Origin of the sequence: Streptomyces sirii, assembly GCF_045690365.1 — a bacterium.
Lineage (GTDB): Bacteria > Actinomycetota > Actinomycetes > Streptomycetales > Streptomycetaceae > Streptomyces > Streptomyces sirii.
On sequence record NZ_CP147982.1, the window covers coordinates 1403940 to 1423348 of the forward strand.

The 19409-nt window shown below is 65.9% G+C and carries 12 protein-coding genes and 3 rRNA genes; 2 read left to right on the forward strand and 13 right to left on the reverse strand.

Annotation, left to right across the window (positions count from 1 at the left end; genetic code table 11):
- Positions 1 to 104: 104 nt before the first annotated feature.
- From WAB15_RS06575 to WAB15_RS06625, 11 genes are all read right to left on the reverse strand, one after another.
- Positions 105 to 578, reverse strand: coding sequence for a bifunctional nuclease family protein (locus tag WAB15_RS06575; RefSeq protein ID WP_006606439.1), 474 nt, complete (start codon positions 576 to 578; stop codon positions 105 to 107).
- A 53-nt stretch (positions 579 to 631) separates the two neighbouring features.
- Positions 632 to 1381 (reverse strand): MerR family transcriptional regulator, encoded by a 750-nt coding sequence (locus WAB15_RS06580; RefSeq protein ID WP_399150715.1) that lies wholly within the window; start codon positions 1379 to 1381, stop codon positions 632 to 634.
- A 17-nt stretch (positions 1382 to 1398) separates the two neighbouring features.
- A complete protein-coding gene (locus WAB15_RS06585) occupies positions 1399 to 2244 on the reverse strand; it encodes an FHA domain-containing protein (protein ID WP_399150716.1) in 846 nt (281 codons plus the stop codon).
- 118 nt (positions 2245 to 2362) lie between these two features.
- The gene (locus WAB15_RS06590) at positions 2363 to 3322 is read right to left on the reverse strand and encodes a DUF881 domain-containing protein (protein ID WP_407285638.1); all 960 of its coding nucleotides are present in this window, start codon (positions 3320 to 3322) and stop codon (positions 2363 to 2365) included.
- Between the two features lie 5 nt (positions 3323 to 3327).
- Positions 3328 to 3660: a small basic family protein gene (locus tag WAB15_RS06595; RefSeq protein ID WP_003984969.1), complete on the reverse strand. Its 333-nt coding sequence runs from the start codon at positions 3658 to 3660 to the stop codon at positions 3328 to 3330.
- Positions 3657 to 4580, reverse strand: a complete 924-nt coding sequence (locus WAB15_RS06600) for a DUF881 domain-containing protein (protein ID WP_399150718.1) — start codon at positions 4578 to 4580, stop codon at positions 3657 to 3659. The genes WAB15_RS06595 and WAB15_RS06600 overlap by 4 nt, the downstream gene beginning before the upstream one ends.
- 84 nt (positions 4581 to 4664) lie before the next feature.
- The gene (locus tag WAB15_RS06605; RefSeq protein ID WP_399150719.1) at positions 4665 to 7160 is read right to left on the reverse strand and encodes a sugar phosphate nucleotidyltransferase; all 2496 of its coding nucleotides are present in this window, start codon (positions 7158 to 7160) and stop codon (positions 4665 to 4667) included.
- A 121-nt stretch (positions 7161 to 7281) separates the two neighbouring features.
- On the reverse strand, positions 7282 to 7890 hold the full coding sequence (locus WAB15_RS06610) for a CDP-alcohol phosphatidyltransferase family protein (RefSeq protein ID WP_399150720.1): 609 nt from the start codon (positions 7888 to 7890) through the stop codon (positions 7282 to 7284).
- A 145-nt stretch (positions 7891 to 8035) separates the two neighbouring features.
- Positions 8036 to 8152, reverse strand: a 5S ribosomal RNA gene (gene rrf / locus WAB15_RS06615).
- 76 nt (positions 8153 to 8228) lie between these two features.
- Positions 8229 to 11349: ribosomal RNA gene (locus WAB15_RS06620) — 23S ribosomal RNA — on the reverse strand.
- 302 nt (positions 11350 to 11651) lie between these two features.
- A 16S ribosomal RNA gene (locus WAB15_RS06625) occupies positions 11652 to 13180 on the reverse strand.
- The 16S, 23S and 5S rRNA genes sit together here, the layout of an rRNA operon.
- 611 nt (positions 13181 to 13791) lie before the next feature.
- On the opposite strand from WAB15_RS06625, the gene WAB15_RS06630 reads away from it, so the two are divergent.
- Together WAB15_RS06630 and ptsP are read left to right on the forward strand one after the other, a co-directional pair.
- Positions 13792 to 14241 carry a PTS glucose transporter subunit IIA gene (locus tag WAB15_RS06630; protein WP_399148986.1) on the forward strand — a complete coding sequence of 150 codons (450 nt, stop codon included), beginning with the start codon at positions 13792 to 13794 and terminating at the stop codon, positions 14239 to 14241.
- Between the two features lie 75 nt (positions 14242 to 14316).
- On the forward strand, positions 14317 to 15987 hold the full coding sequence (gene ptsP / locus WAB15_RS06635) for a phosphoenolpyruvate--protein phosphotransferase (RefSeq protein ID WP_399148987.1): 1671 nt from the start codon (positions 14317 to 14319) through the stop codon (positions 15985 to 15987).
- Positions 15988 to 16074: 87 nt separating this feature from the next.
- Here the strand turns inward: ptsP and WAB15_RS06640 are convergent, their stop codons facing one another.
- Together WAB15_RS06640 and WAB15_RS06645 are read right to left on the reverse strand one after the other, a co-directional pair.
- On the reverse strand, positions 16075 to 17010 hold the full coding sequence (locus WAB15_RS06640; protein ID WP_407285639.1) for a hypothetical protein: 936 nt from the start codon (positions 17008 to 17010) through the stop codon (positions 16075 to 16077).
- A gap of 154 nt (positions 17011 to 17164) precedes the next feature.
- Positions 17165 to 19198, reverse strand: coding sequence for an acetoacetate--CoA ligase (locus WAB15_RS06645; RefSeq protein ID WP_407285640.1), 2034 nt, complete (start codon positions 19196 to 19198; stop codon positions 17165 to 17167).
- Positions 19199 to 19409 lie beyond the last annotated feature (211 nt).

The following is a 19409-nucleotide window of genomic DNA, read 5'->3' on the forward strand; positions in this document are numbered from 1 at the left end:
CTCGCCACGCCGAGTGATAATCACCCTACGAGTGGTTTCTCGTGACCTCGGGCGGGGAATGGCTAAATAGTTTGGCCGGAATCAGCCCCTTCACCCGGCCGGCGTCACTGGCTGTTGGTGCCGAAGTCCTCGGGCGAGATCTGGTCGAGGAACTCGCGGAACTTCTCCACCTCGTCCTCCTGCTCGTCCGGGATGGCGATCCCCGCGTCGTCCAGCACACCGTCCGTGCCGAAGATCGGCGTTCCGGTACGCAGCGCCAGCGCTATGGCGTCGGACGGGCGGGCACTGACCTCGACCCCACTGGCGAAGACCAGTTCGGCATAGAAAACCCCCTCGCGCAGGTCCGTGATGCGTACCTGCGTCAGCTCCTGGCCCACCGCTTCGAGCACGTCCTTGAAAAGGTCGTGCGTCAGCGGCCTGGCAGGGACCATGCCCTGCTGGGCGAAGGCGATGGCGGTGGCCTCCCCTGGCCCGATCCAAATGGGCAAGTATCGGTCGCCTCCCACCTCCCGCAGGAGCACGATCGGTTGGCTGGAAGGCATTTCCACCCGGACACCCACGACGTCGAGCTCGTTCACACAGCAACCCTAGGACGTGCCCGGCAGGTTTGGGTAGTCGAGCACTCTTTTGCTCATGGCAACCGGACGCGAAGAGCGCTCTGCACCAGCGCCGCATGGAGCCGTACGGAGAGCGTCGCCAGCTCTCTGACCGTGGCCTCCGCATGGGCCCTGGTCTGTGGGTTGCGGTGCCGCCGAAGGGGTGCAACGACCTGTTCGACCAGGCCGGCCTCGCGCTCGGCGGCCGCCTTCACGGCACGCAGATGCCGCGGTTCAAGACCGAAGCGCCCCAGGTCCGCGACGAGTTTGGCCACGGTGACGGCTTCGATGTCGTATCCACCGTCCGCATGGGGGACGATGAGTCCGTACGACTCCCAGTCGGCGAGCGCCGCCTCGTCCACCGCCGCGGCGGCCAGCAGCTCCGCCCGGCCGATCCGGGCAGCCGTCGGACGGTCCTCGCCCTGGCAGGACACGTCCTCGATCAGGTCCCGCTGGGACGCGGCCGGAGCCGGCAGCTGCACCTGCTCACCGCGCTCCAGGGCGTCCAGATGCTCCCGGATGACCTTCAGGGGCAGATAGTGGTCCCGCTGCATCCGCAGGACGCTCGCCAGCCGCTCGACGTCGGCCGGCGTGAATTTCCGGTATCCGGAAGGCGTGCGCTTCGGCTCGACGAGCCCCTCGGCCTCCAAGAAGCGGATCTTGGAGATGGTGACCTCGGGAAACTCCTCGCGCAGCGCATTGAGCACCGTGCCGATGCTCACCGGCTTGGCGCCCGAGGAGGCGGTGCCGATGGAACCGGCACCGCCCTTCGGTGTATCGCGCATATGCCTTCCCTGACCGGTCAGATCCCGGCGCCCCGCTGGCTCGCGTAGAAGACCATGCGGTACTTGCCGATCTGGACCTCGTCGCCGTTGGCGAGCGCGACCGAGTCGATCGGCTCACGATTGACGTACGTGCCGTTCAGGCTGCCGACGTCAGCGACCGTGAAGACGCCGTCCGCACCGCGGCGGAACTCCACATGCCGGCGCGAGACCGTCACGTCGTCGAGGAAGATGTCGCCCTGCGGATGCCGGCCCGCCGTCGTCAGCTCGCTGTCCAGAAGGAAGCGGCTGCCCGAATTCGGACCCCGGCGGACGATCAACAGCGCCGAACCCAGCGGAAGGGCTTCGACCGCGGCCTGGGCCTCGGGGGACAGCGACGGCACCAGATTCTGGCCCGTCGTCTCCGAGTCGTAGGCCTCCAGCCCCGAAATGGAGATCGTCGACGTCGTCTCGGACGCCCGCTCGGCCTGGGCTCCCGGGCGCAGCGGCGCACCGCAGTTGGAACAGAACCGGCTCGCCTCGGCGTTCCGGTGTCCACACCTCGTACATACCGGCATGGCCGACCCTCCACCCGTGCGTGAGGCCGATGATTCCTCGGAACCTATGCGGCCGGCCCCGGAGGGGTCAACAGAACCCGCGCCGTGCCCCCCGGACGGACCGCCGACCTCGTCGCGGAAGAGCGGACGCTCCGCCGCCTCACCATTCTCGGGCTGGCGCGGAGCACGATGCCGCGCGGATCCGCTGCCGCCCTCCTGGCGCGCGCTCTTGCCGAACAGCTTTCCAAACAACTTCACGGGCGATTCCCCTTGAACGAAACAGACCCGCCCGTGGGGCAGGACGAACCCTCGATGCACACACCGGCCCATCCGGACATCCTGTGAACGTCCGTGGCCTCCAGACAGTTTCCACCACACACCACACGCACGGTGCGTCGACCCCCCGCTACCTCATGCCCTCGACGGGCACTCGACATACCTGCACACCTCACTGCGATGACGACCGAGCGTAGTCAGGCCGCTTCGCCTCTCGCAAGGCATCCACAATGATCTTCTCCCGACGGGTCACAGACACCTTGGCCTGCTCCTTTTCCAGCGTCTGAACCACTCCGCCGGGGATGTTCAGTGCCGGCTCCAGGTCCTCCGGCTTACCAATGACCTTGAAGCGGTACGGCTGCGTGACGCGCTTGCCGTCGATCTCCACCCCACCCCGGATGTCCGAGAGGTAGGTGTCCGCGACGACCCGTACCGAATTGACCTGGATGGCCTCGGCCCCGGCCGCCCGCAGCTCCTGGATGGTGTCCAGCAGCTTGTCCGCCTCGACGGAGTGCGTCGGGTCGTCGATGGTCAGGTTGATGCCGGGCCCCTGCGCCGCGACGGTCCCGGCCAGCACACCCAGCTGCTGTTCCTTCTCCACGGTCTGCTTACGGGCCTCCTCGGCCTGGTCCGAACTGTTCTCCAGCTCGGTCTTCTGCCCTTCCAGGCGCCGCTGTTCGTCCGTCAACCGCTGGGAGCGATTGTCCAGCTCGTCCAGAATGCGCACCAAGTCCTCCTGGCGCGCGCCCCGCAGCGCACTGCTGTCACTTGTGGAACGTACCTGAATCGCCAGACCCAGGCCGAGAATGAACAGGAGCAGCGCAACGATCAGTTGGGCCCGGGTCAACCGCGGCGGCCACACGCTCGCCACGAGCCGCTCCCGGCCGGTCTTCGGACGCTCTCCCTCTCCGCCACCGCTCACCGCGTCAGGAGTCGAGGAGTCTGCCGCTTTACTCGACTTCTGTCCAGTACTGTCCGTTTCCCGGGTTTCGTCCTCGTCCCCGGAAGCCCTCCGCTCAGGGGTGCTTCGGCTCTCGGGCGGCATCGGCCGCCGCCCCGCCGGACCGCGCTCCTGCTCGGGCTCCGGTCGCTCCGGCTGCTTCCCCTGCTCCGGGGACTCGTCCGTTGCCATCCGCCTCACGCCCTGAAGACGTGCCGGCGGATCGCCGCGGCGTTGGAGAAGATCCGGATGCCCAGCACCACCACGACGCCGGTGGAGAGTTGGGCACCGACGCCCAACTTGTCGCCGAGAAAGACGATCAGTGCGGCGACGACGACGTTCGACAGGAAGGAGACCACGAAGACCTTGTCGTCGAAGATGCCGTCCAGCATCGCGCGCAGACCGCCGAACACGGCGTCCAGCGCCGCGACGACAGCGATCGGCAAGTAGGGCTCGACCACCGTCGGCACCACGGGTCGGACGACGAGTCCGACCACGACTCCCACGATGAGGCCCAGTACGGCGATCACGATGTGCCCTTCCCTGTGTCGGTGCCGCCCGACCTGGCGGCACCGGCCTGCGGCTTTGCGGTGCGTACGATCAAACTGGGCGCGGGCGGCAGCGTGACCTCACTCTCCGCGGAAATCCTGGTGCGCACGCCGTAGTTCTCCTGCAGCACATGCAGGTACTGACCATCGGCGCTGTCCTGGAACGCGGTGCTCAGCCGCTGCCCGTCCCCCACCGCCAGCACCGTATAGGGCGGCACCAGCGGCTTGTTGTCGACCAGTATGGCGTCTCCCGCGGCTCTGATCGCCGAGAGTGACGTAAGCCGCTGCCCATTGACGGAGATGGCCTCCGCACCGGACTCCCACAGGCCGTTGACGACGCGCTGCATGTCCCTGTCGCGTACCCGCCCGGTGTCGGAGAAACCACTGCTCTCGCGCGGCCCGCCGCCACCGGACTCCGCGCCCTTGGCATCGTCCACGACGAGTTTCACGCCGGGCCCGGTGACCCGTGTCGAGCCCGCCAACAGGGCCAGCAGTTCGGCCTTGCCGCCGCCGCGCTGCTTCAGGGCCTCACGCTGCATCCTGCTGACGTCGCCCCGCAGCGCGTCGACCCGCTGCTGCAGCTTGTCCGCCTCGCCGGTCCCCTTCTGGATGCGGTTGATCAGCTCTTCGCGCTCCTTGGCCAGCGTCGGTGCGGATATCCGCGCCTGCGCCGCCCCGACGGTCACCACGAGCGCGGCCAGCACCAGACCGGCCGCCAGGCCCAACTTCGCCCGCAGGGTGCGCGGCAGCCCGCGCACGCCGGCCTCGGACTTGCGCGCGGCCGCCTCGGCGTACCCGTCGTCGAGGCTGTGATCCATCACGTTGGTCAGCAGCGACATGGACGCATCGGGGCGCGCGGCCGGCGGTTTCGGGGTGCTCCGATCGGGGCGCTGCTGCGACATGCCGCACATCGTCCCACGTCGGCCGCGCAGTCTCCCAATGGCCCCACCGGCGCGCCGATCGACGGCCCGCCGGTGGGGTCCGGATCAGCGGCCCGCGCTGTCGACCACGGCCGACCACTCCTCCAGCAGTTGCTGGGCGGAGTCGTCGTCCGGACCTTCCGCCCACAGGTGGGTGACCGCCTCGGCCGGGTCCGGCAGCACCAGGATCCAGCGCCCGTCGGCCTCCACGACACGTACGCCGTCCGTAGTGTCCACCTCCCGGTCGCCGGCCGCCTCGACGACATGCCGCATGACCAGGCCCTTGACCGCCCACGGGGTCGCCAGATCGCGGCGCAGCACATGCGCCCGCGGGATCCGCGCGTCGATCTGGCTGAGCGTGAGCTGGGTGCGGGCCACCAGACCGATCAGCCGGACGAACGCGGCCGCACCGTCGAAGACGGAACTGAACTCCGGGATGATGAAGCCGCCCAGGCCGTCCCCGCCGAAGACCGTGCCGTCCGCCCGCCCCACCCGGGTCAGATCGTCCGGTGAGGTGGTCGTCCACTCGACCTGTGTGCCGTGGTACGCCGCCACCTGCTCGGCGATCCGGGTGGTGGTCACCGGCAGCGCCACCCGTCCGGTGCGCCGTTCGGCGGCGACCAGGTCCAACATGACCAGCAGCGCACGGTCGTCCTCGATGATCCGGCCGCGTTCGTCCACGAGCGAGAGCCGTTCGCCCACGGGGTCGAAGCGCACGCCGAAGGCGGCCCGTGCCGAGGCCACGATCTCCCCGAGCCGGACGAGCCCGGAGCGCCGGGCCTCGGCGGTCTCGGTGGGCCGGGACTCGTTGAGCCCGGGGTTGATGGTCAGGGAGTCGACTCCGAGCCGCCCCAGGAGGCTGGGCAGGACCAGGCCCGCGCTGCCGTTGGAGGCGTCCACGACGACCTTCAGTCCCGACTCGGCGATCCCGGTGGTGTCCACGGCCCGCAGCAGCGACCCGGTGTACGAGTCGAAGACGCTCGCCGGGAAGATCAGGTCACCGATCTCGCCGGGGAAGGCACGCCGGTACTCCTGACGGGCGTAGACGCGGTCGAGCTTGCGCTGCCCGCCCTGCGAGAGGTCGGCGCCCCGCTCGTCGAAGAACATGATGTCGACGGAGTCCGGTACACCGGGTGTCGTACGGACCATGATGCCGCCGGCGCTGCCGCGGGCGGTCTGCTGACGGGCGACCGGCAGCGGGACGTTCTCCAGGTCGCGTACGTCGATGGCGCTGGCCTGCAACGCGGAGATCACCGCGCGTTTGAGCGCCCGAGCACCACGGGAGTGGTCACGTGCGGTGGTGACCGTGGAGCCCTTCTTGAGCGTGGTGGCGTACGCCCCCGCGAGCCGTACGGCGAGTTCCGGGGTGATCTCGACGTTGAGGATGCCGGACACGCCGCGGGCGCCGAACAGATGCGCCTGGCCTCGGGATTCCCAGATCACCGAGGTGTTGACGAACGCGCCGGCCTCGATGGTCTTGAACGGATAGACCCGCACATTGCCCTGGACGATCGACTCCTCACCGATGAGGCATTCGTCGCCGATCACCGCGCCGTCCTCGATCCGGGCGGCCCGCATCACGTCGGTGTTCTTGCCGATCACACACCCGCGCAGATTGGTGTGCTGACCGAGATAGACGTTGTCGTGCACCACGGCACGGTGCAGGAACGCGCCGCTCTTCACGACCACATTCGAACCGACGACGGTGTGCTCGCGAATCTCCACGCCCGCTTCGACCTTGGCGTAGTCGCCGATGTACAGCGGCCCGCGCAGCACCGCGTCGGCATGGACCTCGGCGCCCTCGGCGACCCATACTCCGGGCGAGATCTCGAAGCCGTCGATGTCGACATCGACCTTGCCCTCGAGCACATCGGCCTGGGCCTTCACATAGCTCTCGTGGGTGCCGACATCCTCCCAGTACCCCTCGGCGACATAGCCGTAGATCGGCTTGCCTTCCTTCATGAGCTGCGGGAAGACATCACCGGACCAGTCGACCGGAACATCGGGCTCGAAGTAGTCGAAGACCTCCGGCTCCATCACGTAGATACCGGTGTTGACGGTGTCCGAGAAGACCTGGCCCCAGGTGGGCTTTTCCAGGAAGCGTTCGACCTTGCCGCCCTCGTCGACGATGGTGATGCCGAACTCTAGGGGATTGGGGACCCTCGTGAGGCAGACGGTGACGAGGGCACCCTTTTCCTTGTGGAACCGGATCAGATCGGTGAGGTCGAAATCGGTGAGGGCGTCACCGGAGATGACGAGGAAGGCGTCGTCCTTGAGGGCTTCCTCGGCATTCTTCACGCTGCCCGCGGTGCCGAGAGGCTTTTCCTCGTTGGCGTAGGTGAGCTCCATTCCGAGCTCTTCCCCGTCCCCGAAATAGTTCTTGACGAGCGAGGCAAGGAATTGCACGGTCACAACGGTCTCAGTGAGACCATGCCGTTTCAGCAGCCTCAGCACATGCTCCATGATCGGCCTGTTGGCGACCGGAAGCAGGGGTTTGGGCATGCTGGACGTCATGGGGCGAAGGCGTGTTCCCTCGCCGCCGGCCATCACAACGGCCTTCATGTCGGAAGCGTCCTCCTCATAAGAGACGACGGTCTTGCCGACTTCACTTGTCCAGATCGCCCACTGTTCCTGTGCTCGCGTACGGGCGCCGGCCGTTGCACAATCTGCCGGTTCGGAGAGCTCAGTCGGCTGTGGCGTCCGCCCTGATGAGTCGGCGGACCTGGACCACGTACAGGATCCCTGCCCACCAGTAGAGCGCCGTACCCCAACCTGCGAACGCCCATCCGAAAATAGCAGCGAGCGTGTGAAGCCAGCCACTTCCGTCGCTCAGCAGGAGCAACGGGAAGGCGTACATCAAGTTGAACGTAGCCGCCTTCCCCAGGAAGTTCACCTGGGGAGGGCCATATCCGTGACGCCCGAGGAATCCCACCGCGATCAGCAGCATCAGTTCGCGCGCCAGCAGGGCCGCGGTGAGCCAGACCGGGAGGATCTCGCGCCAGGTCAGGCCGACGAGGGTGGACAGGATGTAGAGGCGGTCGGCCGCCGGGTCCAGGATCCGCCCGAGGCTGCTGATCTGGTTCCAGCGCCGGGCGAGCTTGCCGTCCAGGTAGTCGCTGACACCACTCAGCGCGAGGACCAGCAGCGCCCAGCCATCAGCATTCGGACCACCGAATACCGGCCAAAGGATCAACCACAGGAACACCGGCACGCCGACGAGGCGAGCCATGCTCAGGATATTCGGGATGGTAAGGACGCGATCCGTCTGGACCCGCGTCTCCTGGACCTCCACCGCGGGGGCCTCCTGTGGGAAATGTGCCAATGATGCCCCCTGACCCTACCTGGCCCGCCAGCCACGCCGTACCGCGGGTCCCCAAGATCCCCAGAACGCAGAAAAGCCCCGCACCATAACGGTGCGGGGCTTTCCCACAATGAAAGTTCGGCGGCGTCCTACTCTCCCACAGGGTCCCCCCTGCAGTACCATCGGCGCTGAAAGGCTTAGCTTCCGGGTTCGGAATGTAACCGGGCGTTTCCCTAACGCTATGACCACCGAAACACTATGAAGTTAACCAACCGGAGCATGACTCAACGGTCGTTACTTCAGAACCTACACAGTGGACGCGAGCAACTGAGGACAAGCCCTCGGCCTATTAGTACCAGTCAACTCCACCGGTTACCCGGCTTCCATATCTGGCCTATCAACCCAGTCGTCTACTGGGAGCCTTACCCTCTCAAGGAGGTGGGAGCCCTCATCTCGAAGCAGGCTTCCCGCTTAGATGCTTTCAGCGGTTATCCTTTCCGAACGTAGCCAACCAGCCATGCCCTTGGCAGGACAACTGGCACACCAGAGGTTCGTCCGTCCCGGTCCTCTCGTACTAGGGACAGCCCTTCTCAAGACTCCTACGCGCACAGCGGATAGGGACCGAACTGTCTCACGACGTTCTAAACCCAGCTCGCGTACCGCTTTAATGGGCGAACAGCCCAACCCTTGGGACCGACTCCAGCCCCAGGATGCGACGAGCCGACATCGAGGTGCCAAACCATCCCGTCGATATGGACTCTTGGGGAAGATCAGCCTGTTATCCCCGGGGTACCTTTTATCCGTTGAGCGACGGCGCTTCCACAAGCCACCGCCGGATCACTAGTCCCTACTTTCGTACCTGCTCGACCCGTCAGTCTCACAGTCAAGCTCCCTTGTGCACTTACACTCAACACCTGATTGCCAACCAGGCTGAGGGAACCTTTGGGCGCCTCCGTTACTCTTTAGGAGGCAACCGCCCCAGTTAAACTACCCACCAGACACTGTCCCTGATCCGGATCACGGACCCAGGTTAGACATCCAGCACGACCAGAGTGGTATTTCAACAATGACTCCACCATGACTGGCGTCACGGCTTCAAAGTCTCCCACCTATCCTACACAAGCCGAACCGAACACCAATATCAAGCTATAGTAAAGGTCCCGGGGTCTTTCCGTCCTGCTGCGCGAAACGAGCATCTTTACTCGTAATGCAATTTCACCGGGCCTATGGTTGAGACAGTCGAGAAGTCGTTACGCCATTCGTGCAGGTCGGAACTTACCCGACAAGGAATTTCGCTACCTTAGGATGGTTATAGTTACCACCGCCGTTTACTGGCGCTTAAGTTCTCAGCTTCGCCACACCGAAATGTGACTAACCGGTCCCCTTAACGTTCCAGCACCGGGCAGGCGTCAGTCCGTATACATCGCCTTACGGCTTCGCACGGACCTGTGTTTTTAGTAAACAGTCGCTTCTCGCTGGTCTCTGCGGCCACCCCCAGCTCAGGAAGTAAATCCCATCACCGGAAATGGCCCCCCTTCTCCCGAAGTTACGGGGGCATTTTGCCGAGTTCCTTAACCATAGTTCACCCGAACGCCTCGGTATTCTCTACCTGACCACCTGAGTCGGTTTAGGGTACGGGCCGCCATGAAACTCGCTAGAGGCTTTTCTCGACAGCATAGGATCATCCACTTCACCACAATCGGCTCGGCATCAGGTCTCAGACTTATGTGCTGTCCGGATTTGCCTAGACAGCGTCCTACACCCTTACCCCGGGACAACCACCGCCCGGGCTGGACTACCTTCCTGCGTCACCCCATCGCTTACCTACTACCACCTTGGATCGGCGGCTCCACCACGTCCCTTTGTCCGAAGACTCCAGGCCGGCTTCACGGCCTTAGCATTAATGGATTCGATATTGGGCGTTTCAAAGCGGGTACCGGAATATCAACCGGTTGTCCATCGACTACGCCTGTCGGCCTCGCCTTAGGTCCCGACTTACCCTGGGCAGATCAGCTTGACCCAGGAACCCTTAGTCAATCGGCGCACACGTTTCCCACGTGTGTATCGCTACTCATGCCTGCATTCTCACTCGTGAACCGTCCACAACTCGTTTCCACGGCTGCTTCACCCGGCACACGACGCTCCCCTACCCATCACAGCCTCCGTTGGGAGTATTGCTGTAATGACACGACTTCGGCGGTGTGCTTGAGCCCCGCTACATTGTCGGCGCGGAATCACTTGACCAGTGAGCTATTACGCACTCTTTCAAGGGTGGCTGCTTCTAAGCCAACCTCCTGGTTGTCTCTGCGACTCCACATCCTTTCCCACTTAGCACACGCTTAGGGGCCTTAGTCGATGCTCTGGGCTGTTTCCCTCTCGACCATGGAGCTTATCCCCCACAGTCTCACTGCCGCGCTCTCACTTACCGGCATTCGGAGTTTGGCTAAGGTCAGTAACCCGGTAGGGCCCATCGCCTATCCAGTGCTCTACCTCCGGCAAGAAACACACGACGCTGCACCTAAATGCATTTCGGGGAGAACCAGCTATCACGGAGTTTGATTGGCCTTTCACCCCTAACCACAGGTCATCCCCCAGGTTTTCAACCCTGGTGGGTTCGGTCCTCCACGAAGTCTTACCTCCGCTTCAACCTGCCCATGGCTAGATCACTCCGCTTCGGGTCTTGGGCACGCTACTCAACGCCCTATTCGGACTCGCTTTCGCTACGGCTTCCCCACACGGGTTAACCTCGCAACATACCGCAAACTCGCAGGCTCATTCTTCAAAAGGCACGCAGTCACGACACAAGGACAAGTCCTTGTGCGACGCTCCCACGGCTTGTAGGCACACGGTTTCAGGTACTATTTCACTCCGCTCCCGCGGTACTTTTCACCATTCCCTCACGGTACTATCCGCTATCGGTCACCAGGGAATATTTAGGCTTAACGGGTGGTCCCGCCAGATTCACACGGGATTTCTCGGGCCCCGTGCTACTTGGGTGATTCTCAAACGAGCCGTCAATGTTTCAGCTACGGGGGTCTTACCCTCTACGCCGGACCTTTCGCATGTCCTTCGCCTACATCAACGGTTTCTGACTCGTCTCATCGCCGGCAGACGATGAAAGAGAACTCCCACGACCCCGCACTGGCAACCCCTGCCGGGTATCACACCAATACGGTTTAGCCTCATCCGGTTTCGCTCGCCACTACTCCCGGAATCACGGTTGTTTTCTCTTCCTGCGGGTACTGAGATGTTTCACTTCCCCGCGTTCCCTCCACATACCCTATGTGTTCAGGTATGGGTGACAGCCCATGACGACTGCCGGGTTTCCCCATTCGGACACCCCCGGATCAAAGCTCGGTTGACAGCTCCCCGGGGCCTATCGCGGCCTCCCACGTCCTTCATCGGTTCCTGGTGCCAAGGCATCCACCGTGCGCCCTTAAAAACTTGGCCACAGATGCTCGCGTCCACTGTGCAGTTCTCAAGCAACGACCAGCCACCCACCACCCCAACCCGAAGGCTGAGTTCACTGGGGCCGGCATCGCGAAGGTCCAGACTCACAGTCCGTACCCTCAGATACCCAACAACGTGCCCGACACGATCCCCCAAGACCCACGTTCCACGCCGAAGCAGTACTAATGAATCCTCAGAAACCGTGCCGAATAGTCAACGTTCCACCCATGAGCTAACCACCGTCGAACATTCGCCGACGTAGTGGCTCTGGACAACCTTGCGGCTGCCTAGATGCTCCTTAGAAAGGAGGTGATCCAGCCGCACCTTCCGGTACGGCTACCTTGTTACGACTTCGTCCCAATCGCCAGTCCCACCTTCGACGATTCCCTCCCACAAGGGGTTGGGCCACCGGCTTCGGGTGTTACCGACTTTCGTGACGTGACGGGCGGTGTGTACAAGGCCCGGGAACGTATTCACCGCAGCAATGCTGATCTGCGATTACTAGCAACTCCGACTTCATGGGGTCGAGTTGCAGACCCCAATCCGAACTGAGACCGGCTTTTTGAGATTCGCTCCACCTCGCGGTATCGCAGCTCATTGTACCGGCCATTGTAGCACGTGTGCAGCCCAAGACATAAGGGGCATGATGACTTGACGTCGTCCCCACCTTCCTCCGAGTTGACCCCGGCAGTCTCCTGTGAGTCCCCATCACCCCGAAGGGCATGCTGGCAACACAGAACAAGGGTTGCGCTCGTTGCGGGACTTAACCCAACATCTCACGACACGAGCTGACGACAGCCATGCACCACCTGTACACCGACCACAAGGGGGACCCTGTCTCCAGGGTTTTCCGGCGTATGTCAAGCCTTGGTAAGGTTCTTCGCGTTGCGTCGAATTAAGCCACATGCTCCGCTGCTTGTGCGGGCCCCCGTCAATTCCTTTGAGTTTTAGCCTTGCGGCCGTACTCCCCAGGCGGGGAACTTAATGCGTTAGCTGCGGCACGGACGACGTGGAATGTCGCCCACACCTAGTTCCCAACGTTTACGGCGTGGACTACCAGGGTATCTAATCCTGTTCGCTCCCCACGCTTTCGCTCCTCAGCGTCAGTATCGGCCCAGAGATCCGCCTTCGCCACCGGTGTTCCTCCTGATATCTGCGCATTTCACCGCTACACCAGGAATTCCGATCTCCCCTACCGAACTCTAGCCTGCCCGTATCGAATGCAGACCCGGGGTTAAGCCCCGGGCTTTCACATCCGACGTGACAAGCCGCCTACGAGCTCTTTACGCCCAATAATTCCGGACAACGCTTGCGCCCTACGTATTACCGCGGCTGCTGGCACGTAGTTAGCCGGCGCTTCTTCTGCAGGTACCGTCACTCTCGCTTCTTCCCTGCTGAAAGAGGTTTACAACCCGAAGGCCGTCATCCCTCACGCGGCGTCGCTGCATCAGGCTTTCGCCCATTGTGCAATATTCCCCACTGCTGCCTCCCGTAGGAGTCTGGGCCGTGTCTCAGTCCCAGTGTGGCCGGTCGCCCTCTCAGGCCGGCTACCCGTCGTCGCCTTGGTAGGCCATTACCCCACCAACAAGCTGATAGGCCGCGGGCTCATCCTTCACCGCCGGAGCTTTCCACGCACAGACCATGCGGTCGCGCGTCATATCCGGTATTAGACCCCGTTTCCAGGGCTTGTCCCAGAGTGAAGGGCAGATTGCCCACGTGTTACTCACCCGTTCGCCACTAATCCCCTCCCGAAGGAGGTTCATCGTTCGACTTGCATGTGTTAAGCACGCCGCCAGCGTTCGTCCTGAGCCAGGATCAAACTCTCCGTGAATGCTTTACCCGACTGCGTTTAATGAAAAACGGCGGGTGACACTCGCGTTGAGCGGAACAAGCAGGCGGAATGAGCCTGCTCGTTCACAGCGTCCTCGCTGTGTGTTGCCTACCCGCACATTGTGCTGGTAGGACTTTCAAAGGAACCTCATCTCCCGGATGTTTCCGGTCGACGGGGTATCAACATATCTGGCGTTGACTTTTGGCACGCTGTTGAGTTCTCAAGGAACGGACGCTTCCTTTGGATTCCCTCTCGGGTTTCCTCCGGGCGCTTCCCTTCGGTGTTTCACACTCTATCAGGCCTTTTCCGGCTTTCGAACCGCTGCTTTTCTGCAGACATGCAGAAGCGCAATTCTTGAGTCGCGATCAAGACGCTGGGAGTGCCGCCCACCTCAACCGGACGCAGTGATTGCGTCCTGTTGTCCGGGGCAGGTCTCAGACAGTACAGCTCTGCTGTGGGCGAGGCAAATCGATTCAGCGGGACGCGCGGGGTGCAACCGGAGCCTGTCATGCGGAACCGTCAGTTCTTATGACTTACGCTTCTGAACGGTGCGCCGTCCAGGACAGGTAGTGACGGCGACCTGATGAATCTCCACCCCTGGGAGGCTTCCCATGACCACCGTGACGTCCCCGCTCGCAGGACGCGCCATCGGACTCGCGGCTGTGCCCGACCCGGTGTTCTCCGGCGCGATGGTGGGTCCCGGTACCGCCATCGACCCCGTTCGTGAACCATCTGCCGCCGTCTCGCCCGTGGACGGCGTGCTCGTCTCGCTGCACCCGCATGCGTTCGTCGTCGTCGACGGTGAGGGGCACGGCGTGCTCACCCACCTCGGTATCGACACCGTTCAGCTCAATGGCGAGGGCTTCGAGCTGCTCGTGAACAAGGGCGACACCGTCACCCGCGGCCAGGAGATCGTGCGCTGGAACCCCGCCGCGGTCGAAGAGGCCGGTAAGTCGCCGGTCTGCCCGGTCGTCGCGCTCGAGGCCACCGCCGACTCCCTCGGCCAGGTGCGCGAGGACGGCGACATCAAGGCGGGCGACGAGCTCTTCTCCTGGCAGTAGCCGGGCGCCGTCCCCACGGCAGAGACGACATCCACCGCGGCGGCCGGGCCGTCGCATCAACCGGAGACGGGTGCAATGGAGACAACGCTGCGAGGCGTCGGCGTGAGCCACGGTGTGGCCATAGGCGAGGTGCGGCACATGGGCACGGCGGTTCTCGAACCACCGGCCAAGCAGATTCCGGCGGATGAGGCGGAGCGCGAACAGGGGCGTGCCCGTCAGGCCGTGGAGGCTGTCGCCGCCGACCTGATAGCGCGTGGAAACCTGGCGGGCGGCGAGGCGCAGGCCGTTCTGGAGGCCCAGGCGCTGATGGCGCAGGACCCCGAGCTGATGGCGGACGTCGAGCGGCGGATCGCCGTCGGCAGCACCGCCGAGCGCGGTGTGTACGACGCGTTCGCGGCCTACCGGGCGCTGCTCGCCGGTGCCGGTGAGTACCTGGCGGGGCGGGTCGCCGACCTCGACGATGTGCGGAACCGTATCGTCGCCCGGCTGCTGGGTGTGCCGATGCCGGGTGTGCCGGACAGCGATGAGCCGTATGTGCTGATCGCGCGGGATCTGGCGCCGGCCGACACCGCGCTGCTCGACCCGACGCTGGTGCTCGGGTTCGTCACCGAGGAGGGCGGGCCGACCAGTCACAGCGCGATTCTGGCGCGGGCGCTGGGTGTGCCGGCCGTCGTGGCGCTGCCGGGCGCGGGTGAGCTGGTCGAGGGCACGGTGATCGCCGTCGACGGCAGCACCGGAGAGATCTTCGTGGAGCCGAGCGCCGAGAAGCGGGCGGAGCTGGAGCGGGCCGCCGCGGAGCGGAAGGCGGCGCTGGCCGCCTCGTCCGGTCCCGGTGCCACCTCCGACGGGCACAAGGTGCCGCTGCTGGCGAACGTCGGCGGTCCCGGTGATGTGGCCGCTGCCGTGGAGGCCGGGGCCGAGGGTGTCGGGCTCTTCCGTACCGAGTTCCTGTTCCTGGACGACAGCAAGCAGGCGCCGTCCGAGGAGAAGCAGGTCGAGGCGTACCGGAAGGTGCTGGAGGCGTTCCCGGAGGGCCGCGTGGTCGTGCGCGTGCTGGACGCCGGTGCCGACAAGCCTCTGGACTTCCTGACGCCGGCGGACGAACCGAACCCGGCGCTGGGTGTGCGGGGTCTGCGCACGCTGCTCGACCACCCCGAGGTGCTGCGTACTCAGCTGACGGCGCTGGCGAAGGCGGCCGAGGGGCTGCCGGTCTACCTCGAGGTCATGGCCCCGATGGTGGCGGACCGGATCGACGCCAAGGCGTTCGCGGACGCGTGCCGGGAGGCCGGGCTGCGGGCGAAGTTCGGCGCGATGGTGGAGATTCCGTCCGCTGCGCTGCGGGCCCGCTCGATTCTGCAAGAGGTGGAGTTCCTTTCGCTGGGGACCAACGACCTGGCGCAGTACACCTTCGCCGCCGACCGCCAGGTGGGTGCGGTCGCGCGGTTGCAGGATCCCTGGCAGCCGGCGCTGCTGGACCTCGTGGCGGCTTCGGCCGAGGCCGCGAAGGCCGAGGGCAAGAGCTGCGGTGTCTGTGGTGAGGCGGCCTCCGATCCGCTGCTGGCGTGTGTGCTGACCGGGCTCGGTGTCACCAGCCTGTCGATGGGTTCGGCGTCGATTCCCTATGTGCGGGCGACGCTGGCCAAGCACACGCTGGCGCAGTGTGAGCGTGCGGCGGCCGCGGCGCGGGCCGCGGACACCGCCGATGACGCCCGGGCCGCCGCGCAGGCGGTGCTCTCCGGCGAGTGATGTCGTAACAGACGTCGCAGGAGTTCCGACGGCCGTCCCGCCCTTGTGGCGGGGCGGCCGTTTGGTGTCTGCGGCCGTACGGGCGGCTCAGTGGTCGTGGGCGTCGGGCGGGGGTTCGAGGGGCAGGCCGGGGGCGTAGTCGACGCCGGGCTCGGGCGGGATGGGTTCTCCGCTGTCGGCGTCGGTGCAGTAGGCGGTGAAGACCTCGGCGCCGGTGAGGGGGCGGAGCCAGGAATCGCGCAGGGACCAGCCGCGGACCGTGTCGCGGAGGGGTCCGGTGGTGGCGCCGTGATGGGCGGGGTCCGTGAGGTCGGCGGTCGTGCGGGAGACGATGCCGCCGGGGGTGCGCAGGGCGAGGCCGGCGGCGAGGACCGTGCAGAAGACGAGGGTCTCGGATTCGGCGAGGCGGAGCCGGTCGCCGGCGCCGTCGGTGACGTGCAGGACCGCGAGGAGGGACGGTTCACCCGCCGCGATGGAGCAGACGAGGTGGTGGGTGCCGCCGCCGAGGGACGTCAGCAGCTGCTGGAGGGCTTGGGTGGCGCGGGCGAAGGCGGCGTGGGCGAGGTCGGCGCCGCAGTCGTCGCAGCTGCCGGCGCGGGCGAGGAGGGCGGCGGCGTGGTTCCAGGCCGACTGGCGGTCGGCTTCCTCGACCAGTAACGGCAGCAGCTGCCTCAGCGGCTCGCCTTCGTACGTCACCCGTGCGCCGGTGCGGGCGGCTTCGGCGGTGTAGCGGGTGCGGCTGTCGGGGCGGTCCGGGTCGAGGTCCTGCTCCGTGCAGTACTGCTCGAAGGCGGCGGGGTCGAAGAGGCTGAGGGTCGTGAGCACGCCCTGGGCGGCGAGGGTGCGCAGCAGGGTCTCCATCTGCTGGAGGTAGCTGCCGTGGTCGTCGAAGGGGAAGGTGCGGTAGCGGCGCATGGCGGTGAAGTCCTGCTCGTCGACGAGGACGGCGGCGGTGCTGGGGACTTCGCGGCGCAGTGTGCGGTGGGCGGCGGAACGGCTGGTGTGCCGGAATGCGGATGTCATGACTCCCCCTGGGTGAGATGCGCCCCTTGCGAGTGGGACGCTGACCGAACGTCACTTGTCACTCACAGTAATCGGGGGGTCTGACAATCGCGGCCGGCGCCGGACCGACGGGCCGCGGGAGCCTTGTCGGTCCGGCGCCGGCCGGTTCCGCTGCCTACGTCGTGGGGCCTTCGGCCGCGCGGTCGCGGGCCACCCGCTCGTAGAAGCTCAGCAGTTCGATGTTGTCGACGGAGCCGGGGTTGACGGCCTTGTCGAGGGGGGTGCCCTGGAGGAGGCGTTTGACGGGGACCTCGATGCGCTTGCCGGTGAGGGTGTGCGGGACGCCGGGTGCCTCGATGATGTCGTCGGGGACGTGCCGCGGCGAGAGCTGTTCGCGCAGGGTGCGCTTGATGCGGTCGCGCAGGTCGTCGTCGAGGGTGGCGCCGGGGGCGAGGTGGACGAAGAGCGGCATCCAGTAACCGCCGTCGGGGAGTTCCAGGCCGATGACGAGGGATTCGCGGATCTCGGGGAGCCGTTCGACGGCCTCGTAGATGTCGGCGGAGCCCATCCGGACGCCCTGGCGGTTGAGGGTGGAGTCGGAGCGGCCGTGGATGACGACGCTGCCGCGGGAGGTGACCGTGATCCAGTCGCCGTGCCGCCACACGCCGGGGTACATGTCGAAGTAGCTGTCGTGGTAGCGGGCGCCGTCGGGGTCGTTCCAGAAGCGGGTGGGCATGGACGGCATGGGGTTGGTGACGACGAGTTCGCCGACCTCGTCGATGACCGGCTTGCCCTGGGGGTCCCAGGCCTGCAGGTCGGTGCCGAGGCAGGGGGCCTGGAGTTCACCGATGTGGACGGGGAGGGTGGGCACGGCGCCGGCGAAGCAGCTGCAGACGTCGGTGCCGCCGCTGACCGAGGCCGTCCACAGGTCGGCGCCGCTCTCCGCGAAGGAGTCGTGCAGCCAGCGGAAGCCGTCCGGCGGGAGCGGGGAGCCGGTGGTGGCCACGCAGGTGATGGCGGAGAGGTCGAGGTCGCGGGCGGGATGGATGCCGGCCTTGCGGCAGGCCATGACGTAGGCGGCGGAGGTGCCGAAGAGGGTGGCGCGGGTGGTTTCGGCGACCCGCCACTGGGCGGTGATGTCGGGGTGGCCGGGGCTGCCGTCGTAGAGCACGATGGTGGAGCCCACCAGCAGGCCGGCGACGAGGAAGTTCCACATCATCCAGCCGGTGGAGGTGTACCAGAAGAACCGGTCGCCGGGGCCGAGGTCGCAGTGCAGCCCGGCCTGCTTGAGGTGTTCGAGCAGGATGCCGCCCTGGGACTGGACGATGGCCTTGGGCAGTCCGGTGGTGCCGGAGGAGTACAGGACCCACAGCGGATGGTCGAACGGAACCTGCTCGAAGACCGGTTCGGTGTCCTGCGAGGTCAGGTCCGACCAGTTCACGGCGCCTTCGGGAGCGGGGGTGCCGAGCAGCGGGATGTGGACGACGGCGCGCAGGGTGGGCAGTTCGGCGCGGAGTTCGCCGACGGTGTCGCGGCGGTCGTGCTCCTTGCCGCCGTAGCGGTAGCCGTCGACGGTGAACAGGACGACCGGTTCGATCTGCTGGAAGCGGTCCAGGACGCTGCGGGCGCCGAAGTCGGGGGCGCAGGAGGTCCAGACGGCGCCGACGGCGGCGGTGGCCAGGAGGGCGACGACGGCCTGCGGGATGTTGGGGACATAGGCGCTGACCCGGTCTCCGGGGCGGACGCCGAGTTGGCGCAGTGCGTCGGCCAGCGATCCGACCTGGGCGCGCAGCTCCGCCCAGGTGACGGGGGTGGGCTCGTGGGTCTCGTCGACGTACAGCAGCGCGGGGTCGTCGGCGCGGGCCGGGTCCTCGCCGGCGCGCAGGGCGTGCTCGGCGTAGTTCAGGGTGGCGCCGGGGAACCAGCGGGCGCCGGGCATCGCGCGGTCGGCGAGGACGGTGTCGTAGGGGGTGGCGAAGCGGACGTCGAACCATTCGGCGGTGGCCTGCCAGAAGGCGGGCAGTTCGTCGACGGACCACCGGTGCAGGGCGGCGTAGCTCGCGGCGGGGTCGCCGGGGGTGGCGGCGGGCGCGCCATGCCGCTCGGCGGCCCAGGTGTGGAAGCGGGTGACCTGTGCGCCGGCGATACGGTCCGGGCCGGGCTGCCAGAGGGGCTCCGGCCGGTGGTCGGACTGCGGTGCGGTGGTCATGATGCGGCTCCCGGTCGGTACGCGTGGTGTGCGTCGTATGCGTCGGGCGCGCACCGCGGCGGGGGTCCCCCGGCTCGACGGGTGCGCGTGACACGGCTTGCCTGGACGATGCCATGTGATCGACTTGTGCACCAGGGTGGGCTCCCCATATTCGGGGTGTGGCGGGTGTGGTGCCGCCATGTAAGGCGGGCCGGTCCGGGAAGGGGCCGTC